We start from the raw sequence: 12,694 nt of genomic DNA on the forward strand, positions 1-12,694 counted from the left end.
AAATTAATATAAAAAATGTTAATATAATAAAATATATAAATTAATTTTTAGAAATAAATATTATATTATTAAAAAATTATTAAAAAGAAAGGTAATTTTTTAACAAAATGTTAAAAAAAACAAAAATATATAATGCTGAAAGCATTCAAGTTTTAGAAGGTTTAGAAGCAGTAAGAATAAGACCTGGAATGTATATTGGTTCAACAAATGAAAAAGGATTAAATCATTTAGTTTGGGAAATTGTTGATAATGCTATTGATGAATCTCTAGAAGGTTATGCAAATGAAATAATACTTGAAGTTTTACCTGAAAATATTATTCGTGTAACTGATAATGGTAGAGGAATACCTGTAGATATTCATCCAAAGACTAATAAAACAGTGGTAGAAACAATTTTAACAACATTACATGCAGGAGGAAAGTTTGATAATTCTTCTTATAAAATTTCTGGTGGTTTACACGGTGTTGGTGCTTCAGTAGTAAATGCTTTATCTTCTTGGTTTTTAGTTGAAATTCATTTACAAGGTAAGATATATTTTCAAAAATATGAAAAAGGAAAACCGGTAACTAAATTAGAAATTAAAGGTAATACGAATAAAAAAGGAACTGTTATTACTTTTTTACCAGATAATGAAATTTTTAAAGAAACTACAAATTATAATTTTGAAATTTTGAAGATAAGAATGCAACAATTAGCATTTTTGAATAAAGGAATCAAATTAATTATTATCGACAAAAGAAAAGATATAGAAGAAAAATTTGAATTTTATTATAAAGAAGGATTAAAAGAGTATATTAAATATTTAAATCAAAATAAAACAAGTTTAAATAAGGAATTTTATCAAGAGAAATTTTTTGAAAAAATGTTTTTTGAAATTGTTTTTCAATACACTGAAGTTTATAATAATAATATTTATTCTTTTGTTAATAATATTCCGACTCATGATGGTGGAACACATGAAGAAGGTTTTAAAATGGCTCTTAATAGAATTTTAAATAAATATGTTAAAGATAAAAATATGTTAAAAAAAAACATTAATTTTATTAGTGAAGATACTTTAGAAGGTTTAACTGTAGTTATTTCTTTAAAACATCCAAATCCTTCTTTTGAAAGTCAAACTAAAACTAAATTTTTAAATTCTGAAGTTAGACAAATTATTTCTAAGTTTTTTGGTGAAGAATTAGAAAAATATTTATTAGAAAATCCTCAAGAAGCTAAAAAAATAATAGAAAAATGTTTATTATCTTCTAAAGCTAGAATTGATGCTAAAAAAGCTCGTGAAGCTACTAGAAGAAAATCACCTTTAGAAACTTTAGGATTTGCATCTAAATTAGCAGATTGTTATAATAAAAATCCTCAAGAGTCAGAATTATATATTGTTGAAGGCGATTCGGCTGGTGGATCTGCTAAACAAGGAAGAGATTCTAAATATCAAGCTATATTGCCTTTAAAAGGAAAAGTTTTAAATGTTGAAAAAGCTCGTTTAGAAAAAATTTTAAGTAATAAAGAAATTATTTCTTTGATTCAAGCAGTAGGAACTGGTTTTGGTAAAGATTTTAATATTGACAAAGTTCGTTATCATAGAATTATTATTATGACTGATGCTGATGTTGATGGTGCTCATATTAGAACTTTACTTTTAACTTTTTTCTTTAGAAATTTAAAACCTTTAATTGAAAAAGGTTATATTTATTTTGCTAAATCACCTTTATATAAAATTCAATATGGTAAAAAAATAACTTATGCTTATGAAGAACAAGAATTAAAAAAAATTTTAAGTCGAATAAGTGGAAAATTTTATATTCAAAGATATAAAGGTTTAGGAGAAATGAATCCTGAACAACTTTGGGAAACTACAATGAATCCAGAAACTAGAACTCTTTTGCAAGTTAATTCAGAAAATGATTTAGAATCTGATCAAGTTTTCAATATGTTAATGGGAGAAGAAGTTTCTGTAAGAAAAAAATTTATTCAAGACAATGCAATTTATGCTGATTTAGATGTTTAATAAAATATCTAATAAAAAAATTTTTTAAAAAGAAGAGACTAAAAAATGTCAAAAAAAAATGATTTATTAAAAAATGAAGATTCTTTGGTTGGAAAAATTAAAAAAATTAATATTAATCAAGAGATTAAAAAATCTTTTTTAAGTTATGCTATGAGTGTTATTGTAGCTAGAGCATTACCTGATATTAAAGATGGGTTAAAACCTGTTCAAAGAAGAATTTTATATGGAATGAATGAATTGGGTGTTTATTCTCATTCTAGTTATAAAAAATCAGCTAGAATTGTCGGGGATGTAATGGGTAAATTTCATCCGCACGGAGATTCTAGTATTTATGAAGCTATGATTAGAATGGCTCAAGATTTTAATTATCGTTATCCTTTGGTTGATGGTCATGGTAATTTAGGTTCTATTGATGGCGATAATGCTGCAGCTATGCGTTATACTGAAGTTAAGATGTCTAAAATATCTATGGAATTATTAAAAGAAATTGATCAAGAAACAGTTGATTTTGTTGAAAATTATGATGGTAGTGAAAGAGAACCGGTTTTTTTGCCTTCTAGTTTTCCTAATTTATTGGTAAATGGGTCAACTGGTATTGCTGTTGGAATGGCTACTAATATACCTTCTCATAATTTATCTGAAGTAATAGACGCTTTAATTAATTATATTGATAATAAAGAAATTGATACTGAAGGTTTAATGAAATTTATTAAAGGGCCTGATTTTCCTACTGGAGGAGAAATTTTAGGTATTTCTGGTTTAAAAGAAGCTTATGAAACTGGAAGAGGAAGAATATTTGTTCGCTCTAAAACAGAAATTATTTATTCTGATAAAAATAAACCAATTATAATAATTAAAGAAATTCCTTATCAAATAAAAAAAACTAGTTTAATTGAAAAAATTGCTTTTTTAGTTAAAGAAAAAATTATTGAAGGTATAACTGATTTAAGAGATGAATCTAATAATTCTAGAGGTATGAGAATTATTATTGAATTGAGGAAAGATGTTGAACCTAAAATTATTTTAAATAATTTATATAAACATACTCAATTACAAACTTCTTTTTGTTTTAATATGATAGCTTTAGTTAATGGTGTTCCTAAAATAGTTTCTTTAAAAAATATGTTGGAAGAATTTTTTCTTTTTAGAATAGATGTTATTAATCGTCAAAAAAAATTTGAATTAAATAAAGCTAAACAAAAAAAACATTTAATTACTGCTTTAGCAATTATTCTTAATGATATAGAAAAAGTTTTAAAAATTATTAAAAATTCTAATGATGTTAAAGAAGCACAAAAAAATATTATGATAAATTATAATTTTGATGAAATTCAAAGTAAAGCTATTTTGGAAATGAGTTTGCAAAAAATTACTAATTTAGAAATAAAAAAAGTTATAAAAGAAGAAGAAATTTTGAAATTAAAAATTTATGAATGTGAAAACATTATTAATTCACAAACTAAAAAAGAAAAAATTTTAAAAAAAGAATTATTAAAAATTAAAAATCAATTTCAAGATAAAAGAAAATCTATTATTAGCAATGAACAATATTTAACTGTTGAAAATGAATCTTTAATTAATAAAGAAACAATTTTAATTACAGTTACTAATAAAGGTTATATTAAACGTTTAAATCTTGATACTTATAAAAAACAAAATCGTGGTGGTAAAGGTGTTTCAGGTTTAAAAATGCAAGAAAATGATTTTTTAGAACATATTTTAATTACTTCTACACATGATCATCAATTATTTTTTACTAATAAAGGTAAAATTTATCAGTTAAAAGGTTATGAAATTCCTTTAGGTTCACGTTACTCCAAAGGTATTCCTTTGGTTAATTTATTACCTTTAGAAAAAAATGAATTTTTAACTTCTTTAACAAGTGTAAAAGATTTTAAAGAAGAAAAAAATTATTTAGTTTTAGTAACTAAAAAAGGTTTAATTAAAAGAAATTCTTTAAAAGATTTTGAAAATGTTCGTAGAAATGGTAAAATAGCTGCTGTTTTAAAAAATAATGATGAAGTTTTATTTGTTAGTAGAACTACAGGTCAACAAGACATTATTTTAGCTGCCTCCGATGGGAAAGCTATTCGTTTTAATGAGTTTGAAATTAGACAAACAGGACGTAAAAGTTCTGGTGTTAGAGGTATTAAAATAAAAACAGAAGAAGAAATTATTGGTATGACTGTGGTTGATAGCGAAAAACAAAATATTTTAGTTATTACTGAAAAGGGTTATGGAAAAATAACTAAAGCTAACGAATATCGTAATCAAATTCGTGGTGGAAAAGGTACTAAAACATTAAAAATAACTTCTAGAAATGGTAAATTAGTTAGACTTTTAACTATTTATCGAAATGAAGAATTAATTATTTTTTCTGATCATGGAAAAGTAGTTAGAATTGATACCAAACAAATACCTTTAACTAAATCTAAAGTAACACAAGGAAATATTTTAATTTCACTAGAAGAAAGTGATAAAGTATCTTCAGTAGCTTTGATTAAAAAAACTTTGATTAAAAAAGAAGAATCAAATGATGAAACTTTAATTGAAATTTTTTAAAAAAATATTTTTAAGACTATTTTGTTAAATAGTTTTTTTTATTTTTAATTATAATATTAAATTTTTTTCCTATATTTAAATTTTGTTATAATTATATTATATTAAAATAAATTAAATTTTCTTTTATATGTAAAAAGCGTGGTAAAATAATGATTAAGTATTTTAAAAATTTTAAAATTATCAAATTTTTATTATTTATTTTATTTTTTTTCTTTATTATTTTAAATCATAATTTTATTTATGGTTTAGATAAAGAAATAGAAAAAGAATTTATAACGTTTGATGTTTATTTAGGTAAAAATTCTAATAAAAAAGATATCACAGAGTATTTACAAAAAAATATAAAAAATTTTGATTTTTCACAAAAAAAAATATTAAGTTTAATTGAAATTGATAATTCAATTATTAATTCAAATTTAATGGCTATTTATTTAGAACCATCATCAAAAGAATTATTTCCAAGTAAAAACATTAATAATTCCAAAGATATTAATTACACAAATATTTATTTTTTTTGGTTTTTAGAAAATAAAAACTTTAATTTCAATATTAAAGAAAATATGTATGATTTATTAGAACAAATTTCCCAATTTGATTTTATAAAAAAAGAAGATTTAAAAAAAATTAAATTAAAAACTTTTAAAAAAATAAATTTCCAAAGAATTAAATTTTGTATTAAAAATATTTTTAAAAAATTATCTAAAAATACTGGATTTATTTTACAAAATTTACTTAATAATGTTTTATTTGAAAATTTTGTATTTAAAATGTTAGAATTTATTGAAATTAAAACAGGTTTATTTTTAAATATAGAAATTTTAAATTTTATAGAAATTAATTTAAATAGATTTGAAAAAATTAAAGAAGAAGTTTTATATTTTGGTGAAAAAAAAACTTTTCTAGGTCCAGGCATTATATTTTTGAAAGAAATTTTTTTAATTATGGAAAAAATAAATAATTCTATTAATGAAAATTTAAATATTGTTATAAAACAATTTAATGAAGGTATTTATGATTTATTTTCTGGAAATTTCTTTAAAGGTTTTTTAGAAATTTTTGTTGATATTCCTAAAAAAATTTTTCAAGGTTTTTTTAATGTTATTGATCAAATAATGATAATTTTTTATCAACAAGATATTTATTTAATTAATTAAATTTTAAATATAAAAAATTTTCAAATTCAAGGAAGTTTAAAAGTTTTAAAATGCAAACACAAAATAAAAAAATAATATCAAAAAAAACTAATTCTTTTGAAGAAACCAAAGAGATAGGTAAATTTTTAGGACAAAAAATTAAATTTATTAAAAAAACAGTTATTGTTTTGTTAGAAGGAAAAATAGGTTCTGGTAAGACTTCTTTTACAAAAGGTTTAGCCAAATCTTTAGGTATAAAAAAAAATATTAATAGTCCTACTTTTGTTTTAATGAAAACTTATTTTGGTTCGACAAGGAATTTACATCATATAGATATTTATCGTTTTGTTTTGAAACCTGAAAATTTAGAAGAATTATTAGAAGAAGTTGAAATAGGAGATGTTTTAGTTATTGAAACTTATCAAGATTTAAGAAAATTATTTAGTAATTTTAATTTTAGGGTAAAAATTGATTATTTAAGTGAAAATCAAAGAAATATTTTAATTGAATTAAATTAAAATATTAAAAAATAAAATTAAAAATATATAGTAAAGGTATGTATAAAGTAAATGAAAAATTTTCTTATTTTAGATACTTCTACTGAAGTTCAAATTGTTATTTTAGTTATTGATGGTAATATAAAAACTTTTAAAAAAAATTTTGGAAAAAAAAATTATGTTGCTAATATGGTTCCTTTGATGGATACAGTATTAAAAGAAAATAAAATAAATTTAAAAGATTTAAATGGTATTTTAGTAGGAACAGGTCCTGGTTCTTATACGGGCACTAGAGTTGCTGTTTTAACATCGAAAATAATTGCTTTATCTTTTAATATACCTTTATTAGAAATTAATAGTTTAATTCTTTTAACTAGTGGATATCTTCAAAAATATTTAACTCCTTTAATAGATGCTAGAAATAATTTTTTTTTTGGTTTAAGTTTAAAAAATAATGAAATAATTTTACCAGAAGGCAGATATAATAAAGTTTTTTTAGATAATTATCCGAATCATATTTTAATAACTAATGATAATATTAAATTAGATTTGAAAAAAGTTTTTTTTTATGCCAAAAAAGTTAAAAACGTACATAATTTAGTTCCTAATTATTTAGTTAAAATTTAAAAATTTAAGGAAAAAAATATGATAATTTTATCGATAGAAACTAGTTGTGATGAAACTAGTGCATCTGTAACTCAAGATGGTAAAAAAGTTATTTCTAATATTGTTTTTTCTCAAATTAAAGAACATTCATTAAATGGAGGTGTTATTCCCGAATTAGCTTCTAGAGAACATTTGAAAAATATTACTTTAGTTTTAGAAAAATCTTTAAAAGAAGCTAATATTCAACCTCAAGAAATTGACTTAGTTGCATTTACTCAAGGACCAGGTTTAATTGGTTCTTTGTTGGTAGGTATTAATTGCGCTTTGGTTTTTGGTTATATTTATAAAAAACCAGTTTTAGGTGTTAATCATTTGTTAGGACATATTTATGCAGCACAAATAGAAAATGAAATTGAGTTTCCTTCACTAGTTTTGATTATTTCAGGTGGACATACAGAATTATTAGCTTTAGAAAATTATTTACAAATTAAAAAGTTAGGTTTTACTTGTGATGATGCTGTTGGAGAAGCTTATGATAAAGTTTCTAGAATTTTAGGTTTTGGTTATCCTGGAGGACCTATTATCGATGAATTAGCTCAAAAAGGTAAAGATATTTTTAATTTCGTTCGTCCATATTTAAAAAATGATAATTTTAATTTTAGTTTTTCTGGTCTTAAAAGTTCAATATTTAATTTAGTTTCTAAAAATAATTTTAATTTACAAGAAAAAATAAATATTTGTAGTTCTTTTCAATCTAGTGTTATTGATGTTTTGGTAGAAAAAACAAAGAGAGTTTTGAAAAAATATTCTTTTAAGCAGTTAATTATTACAGGTGGTGTTGCTGCTAATTATAGTTTAAGAAAAAGATTTTTAAGTGAATTTTCTCAATTAAAAGTTATTATACCTAGTTTAAAATATTGTGGTGATCAAGCAGCTATGATTGGAATTGCAGCTTATTATCAATTTAAATATCAATTAAAATTTAATCAAAATTATCATTGGGAAGGTAAACCTAATTTATCTTTTTAAAAATTAAGGGTAAAAAAATGCAAAAACAATCTAATTTTATTAAAAAAATCATGATGGAAGATTTAAAAAAAAAAAAATATCATCAAATTATTACACGTTTTCCACCTGAACCTAATGGTTTTTTACACTTAGGCCACGCAAGAGCTATTTTTATTAATTTTGAGTTAGCTAAGTTTTTTAATGGGAAAACGAATTTAAGATATGATGATACAAACCCTACTAAAGAAGATAAAATTTATGTTAATTCTATCTTAGAAGATATTAAATGGTTAGGTTATAAACCGAATAAAATATTATTTGCTTCTGATTATTTTTTAGAAATGTATGAAAGAGCATTAAAATTAATTAAAAAAGATAAAGCTTTTGTAGATGATTTAAGTTCTAAGGAAATATTTCAAACTCGCGGTAATTTAATTGAACCTGGTCAAAATTCACGTTATCGTAAACGTAGTATTGAAGAAAATTTAAATCTTTTTCAAAAAATGAAAGAAGGTTTTTATAAAAATGGGGAAAAAGTTTTAAGAGCTAAAATAGATATGAAAAGTTCTAATATTAATTTACGAGACCCTGTTTTATATCGTATTTTACATGCTAAAACTTTAAAAAATGTTAATTGGTTTATCTTTCCTACATATGATTATGCTCATCCTTTAGAAGATGCTATTGAAAAAATTAGTCATTCATTATGTTCTTTAGAATTTGAAAATCATAGAGTTTTATATGATTGGGTTATTAAAGAAACAGAAATGTCTCATATTCCTACTCAAATTGAATTTGGTAAGTTAAATATTACAAATTTTATTTTAGGTAAAAGAAATTTAAAATTTTTAGTAGAAAATAATTTAGTTAATGGTTGGAGCGATCCAAGAATGCCTACATTGTCTGGTTTAAGAAGAAAAGGATATACTCCTGATTCTATTAAAAATTTTTTATTGAACATTGGTTTATCTAAAACTAATTTTAAAGTAAAAAAAAGCATGTTAGAATCTTTCGTAAGAGATGATTTGCAATCGAAAACTTTTAAAATGATGGCGGTAATAAATCCTTTGAAAGTAACAATTACTAATTATCCCTTAAACAAAAAAGAAATTTTAGAGTTTCAAGAAAATAATGATTATTTATTTCCAACTAAAAAAATTTTTTTTTCTAGAGAAATATATATAGAAAAAGAAGATTTTCAAATTAAAAAACCCGATATAAAATACAAAAGATTATTTTTAAATGGTGAAGTAAGATTATTACACGCTTATTTTATTAAAATTTATGATGTTATTAAAAATAATCATGGTGAAGTAATTGAATTATTAGCTACTTATGATCCTAAAACAAAAAGTGGCAGTGGTTTTAATGAAAGAAAGCCTAATGGAACTATTCATTTTGTAGAAGTTAATACATCGCAAAAAGCTAAATTTAATTTTTTTACATCTATGTATAAAAATGAAACACCTCAAGATTTAAAATCAGAATTTAATTTTAAATCTTTAGAAACTAAATTTGGGTTTTTAGATAGTTCTGTTAAAAATTTTAAACATTTAGATAAATTTCAATTCATTAGAAATGGTTATTTTGTTTTTGATAAAACAGAAGAAAAAATATTAAATTTTAATGAAATTATTTCTTTAAAAAAATCTTATAAATAAACAAATTATAAAATTAATTTAATATTTATTAATTAAATAACCTAATATTTAAAAAAAATAACAATCGTGATCAACTTTAAGTTGGTCTTTTTTTATTTTTAAAATATTAATAATATATTTATTTTAAAAGGTATTTAAATTTTTATTTTTAATTTTAAATTTTTCATAAAAAACAACATAATTATCATCTAAATTTTAAAATTATTGTGATATTTTTTTTATATATTTGTCTATTAGTTGAATATTTTTTGTTTTTTGTTATAATTCTTTTCATATATTAATTATTATTATTATTAATTATTATTTTAAATTTTAAATAATTTAATGTTAAATATCTTAAAAAATATAAATTAAATTATCATAAAGGAGAAATATATAAATTGATCAGAATATATACTAGTTTAAGTAGCTCTTCATGTAGGAAAGCTAAAAATTGGTTAGATGAACATAGATTAGATTATAAAGAATTTAATTTAAATTTTTATAAAATTAACTATTTTGATATTAATTTTATATTAAAAAATACAGAATATGGTTTTACAAATATAATTTCTAAAAGATCAAATATTTATAAAGAAAAAAAAATTGATTTTGAAAATTTAAATGTTGTGGAATTGAAAAATATTATTATTAAATATCCAAGTATTTTAAGAACACCAATAATTGTTTGTGATACAAAAATTCAAGTAGGATATAATAGTGATGATATTAGAATTTTTTTGTCAAGAGATTTAAAACGTTATTTTATGAAAAATAAAAATTATAATAGTTTTGAAGAATATCAAAAATTACTTAAATTTTATTTTTATCAAAAAAAATAATTTATATATTAAATAATAATATTTTTTTGTAATTATTTAATTTTAATATCATTATTTTTTTAAGATTTAAATAAATGATTTAAGATTATTATTATAAAATTTATCAAATTAATGATTTAAATTAATAAATAATAAAAGTATTTAGAACATACTGAAATTTTTAAATTAAGTAGTATTTTAAAAAAAGATATTCAAATATAAAAAATATATTATTAATGTTTATAAAAATATTTATTTTAGAATTTTTTAGTTATTACATATTAAATTACTGTTATTTTATATAAATTTTTAAACAAAAAGATTTATATAAATAAATTATTTTTGTTTGTTATTTTTTTATGTTTATTATGAGAATATATAAAATTAAAACATTTTTTATCTTTTAGATTTAATTTTTTAAAAAATTATAATATTATTTTAAAATATTAATTAAAAAATAATTTAATTTATGTTAAAATTATAAAAGTTAATTAAGTTTTTATTTTTTAAGATAAAAAAATTATTTTATAAAATAATAAATTATTGACATTGTTTTTTTAACATGTTATAATATATTTACTTAGAGAAATATTTTTAATTTAAAAAAAATTAAAATATTTTGTTTAGTCTTTGACAACTGAAGATGATAAAAATTTATTACATTTATAAATTTAATTAATTTATCTTATTTTAATTAATTAAAGTTTTTGATTTTATATTAAGAGTTTGATCCTGGCTCAGGATGAACGCTGGCGGCGTGCCTAATACATGCAAGTCGAACGGAAACTTTTAGTTTCAGTGGCGAACGGGTGAGTAACACGTAAGTAACCTGCCTCTTAGACGAGGATAACAGTTGGAAACGACTGCTAAGACTGGATAGGAAGTTTTAAGGCATCTTGAAACTTTTAAAAGACCCGCAAGGGTATGCTAAGAGATGGGCTTGCGGCACATTAGTTAGTTGGTAAGGTAACGGCTTACCAAGACTATGATGTGTAGCTGGACTGAGAGGTTGAACGGCCACATTGGGATTGAGATACGGCCCAAACTCCTACGGGAGGCAGCAGTAAGGAATTTTCGGCAATGGAGGAAACTCTGACCGAGCAACGCCGCGTGAACGATGAAATATTTAGGTATGTAAAGTTCTTTTATTAAAGAAGAAAAAATGATGGAAAAATCATTCTGACGGTATTTAATGAATAAGCCCCGGCTAACTATGTGCCAGCAGCTGCGGTAATACATGGGGGGCAAGCGTTATCCGGATTTATTGGGCGTAAAGGGTGTGTAGGCGGTTTAATAAGTCTATGGTATAAGTTCAACGCTTAACGTTGTGATGCTATGGAAACTGTTTGACTAGAGTTGGATAGAGGCAAGTGGAATTCCATGTGTAGCGGTAAAATGCGTAAATATATGGAGGAACACCAGTAGCGAAGGCGGCTTGCTGGGTCTTAACTGACGCTGAGGCACGAAAGCGTGGGGAGCAAACAGGATTAGATACCCTGGTAGTCCACGCCGTAAACGATGAGTACTAAGTGTTGGGTTAAACCAGTGCTGAAGTTAACACATTAAGTACTCCGCCTGAGTAGTACGTACGCAAGTATGAAACTTAAAGGAATTGACGGGACTCCGCACAAGCGGTGGATCATGTTGTTTAATTCGAAGATACACGAAAAACCTTACCAGGTCTTGACATACTCTGCAAAGCTATAGAAATATAGTGGAGGTTATCAGGGATACAGGTGGTGCATGGTTGTCGTCAGCTCGTGTCGTGAGATGTTGGGTTAAGTCCCGCAACGAGCGCAACCCTTATCGCTAGTTACCATCATTTAGTTGGGCACTTTAGTGAGACTGCCAATGATAAATTGGAGGAAGGTGGGGATTACGTCAAATCATCATGCCCCTTATGACCTGGGCTACAAACGTGATACAATGGCTGTTACAAAGAGTAGCTGAAGCGTGAGTTTTTAGCAAATCTCAAAAAAACAGTCTCAGTTCGGATTGAAGTCTGCAACTCGACTTCATGAAGTCGGAATCGCTAGTAATCGCGAATCAGCATGTCGTGGTGAATACGTTCTCGGGGTTTGTACACACCGCCCGTCAAACCATGAAAGTTGACAATACTCGAAACCAGTAGCCTAACTTGCAAAAGAGGGAACTGTCTAAGGTAGGGTCGATGATTGGGGTTAAGTCGTAACAAGGTATCCCTACCGGAAGGTGGGGATGGATCACCTCCTTTCTAAGGAAAATATCATCTTCAGTTGTGAAAGACTTAAAAAAGTTTTTTATTTTTTAAGATAAAAATAAATAATGGTCCGGGGCCTATAGCTCAGTTGGTTAGAGCACACGCCTGATAAGCGTGAGGTCGATGGTTCGAGTCCATTTAGGCCCACCAAAGTATTTATCTTAAGAAAACAAGCTCTT

The 12,694-nt window shown here is 23.5% G+C and carries 8 protein-coding genes, 1 tRNA gene and 1 rRNA gene; all 10 read left to right on the top strand.

The window, feature by feature from the left end; translation table 11 throughout:
• The first annotated feature begins 107 nt into the window (after positions 1–107).
• Positions 108–2,009 carry a DNA topoisomerase (ATP-hydrolyzing) subunit B gene (gene gyrB, locus ATP_RS01020; protein ID WP_012504347.1) on the top strand — a complete coding sequence of 634 codons (1,902 nt, stop codon included), beginning with the start codon at positions 108–110 and terminating at the stop codon, positions 2,007–2,009.
• 45 nt (positions 2,010–2,054) lie between these two features.
• Positions 2,055–4,571: a DNA gyrase subunit A gene (gene gyrA / locus ATP_RS01025; RefSeq protein WP_012504348.1), complete on the top strand. Its 2,517-nt coding sequence runs from the start codon at positions 2,055–2,057 to the stop codon at positions 4,569–4,571.
• 149 nt (positions 4,572–4,720) lie between these two features.
• Positions 4,721–5,725, top strand: a complete 1,005-nt coding sequence (locus ATP_RS01030; RefSeq protein ID WP_012504349.1) for a serpin family protein — start codon at positions 4,721–4,723, stop codon at positions 5,723–5,725.
• A gap of 50 nt (positions 5,726–5,775) precedes the next feature.
• Entirely contained in the window at positions 5,776–6,222 is a 447-nt protein-coding gene (tsaE, locus tag ATP_RS01035) for a tRNA (adenosine(37)-N6)-threonylcarbamoyltransferase complex ATPase subunit type 1 TsaE (protein WP_012504350.1), read from the top strand.
• A gap of 51 nt (positions 6,223–6,273) precedes the next feature.
• Positions 6,274–6,828 (top strand): tRNA (adenosine(37)-N6)-threonylcarbamoyltransferase complex dimerization subunit type 1 TsaB, encoded by a 555-nt coding sequence (tsaB, locus tag ATP_RS01040; protein ID WP_012504351.1) that lies wholly within the window; start codon positions 6,274–6,276, stop codon positions 6,826–6,828.
• An 18-nt stretch (positions 6,829–6,846) separates the two neighbouring features.
• On the top strand, positions 6,847–7,836 hold the full coding sequence (tsaD, locus tag ATP_RS01045; protein WP_012504352.1) for a tRNA (adenosine(37)-N6)-threonylcarbamoyltransferase complex transferase subunit TsaD: 990 nt from the start codon (positions 6,847–6,849) through the stop codon (positions 7,834–7,836).
• A 17-nt stretch (positions 7,837–7,853) separates the two neighbouring features.
• Positions 7,854–9,476 carry a glutamine--tRNA ligase gene (gene glnS / locus ATP_RS01050; protein ID WP_012504353.1) on the top strand — a complete coding sequence of 541 codons (1,623 nt, stop codon included), beginning with the start codon at positions 7,854–7,856 and terminating at the stop codon, positions 9,474–9,476.
• A 380-nt stretch (positions 9,477–9,856) separates the two neighbouring features.
• Complete coding sequence (locus ATP_RS01055) at positions 9,857–10,297, top strand: Spx/MgsR family RNA polymerase-binding regulatory protein (protein WP_012504354.1); 441 nt, start codon at positions 9,857–9,859, stop codon at positions 10,295–10,297.
• Positions 10,298–10,990: 693 nt separating this feature from the next.
• A 16S ribosomal RNA gene (locus ATP_RS01060) occupies positions 10,991–12,509 on the top strand.
• 79 nt (positions 12,510–12,588) lie between these two features.
• A tRNA-Ile gene (locus ATP_RS01065) sits at positions 12,589–12,665 on the top strand.
• Positions 12,666–12,694 lie beyond the last annotated feature (29 nt).

The sequence above is a fragment of the Candidatus Phytoplasma mali genome (genome assembly GCF_000026205.1).
Classification (GTDB): Bacteria; Bacillota_I; Bacilli_A; order Acholeplasmatales; family Acholeplasmataceae; genus Phytoplasma; species Phytoplasma mali.

Coding starts and splice junctions, on each gene's coding strand:
- gyrA (WP_012504348.1), top strand. CDS start 2,055: ATGTCAAAAAAAAATGATTTATTAAAAAATGAAGATTCTTTGGTTGGA.
- tsaD (WP_012504352.1), top strand. CDS start 6,847: ATGATAATTTTATCGATAGAAACTAGTTGTGATGAAACTAGTGCATCT.
- tsaB (WP_012504351.1), top strand. CDS start 6,274: ATGAAAAATTTTCTTATTTTAGATACTTCTACTGAAGTTCAAATTGTT.
- glnS (WP_012504353.1), top strand. CDS start 7,854: ATGCAAAAACAATCTAATTTTATTAAAAAAATCATGATGGAAGATTTA.
- gyrB (WP_012504347.1), top strand. CDS start 108: ATGTTAAAAAAAACAAAAATATATAATGCTGAAAGCATTCAAGTTTTA.
- tsaE (WP_012504350.1), top strand. CDS start 5,776: ATGCAAACACAAAATAAAAAAATAATATCAAAAAAAACTAATTCTTTT.
- ATP_RS01030 (WP_012504349.1), top strand. CDS start 4,721: ATGATTAAGTATTTTAAAAATTTTAAAATTATCAAATTTTTATTATTT.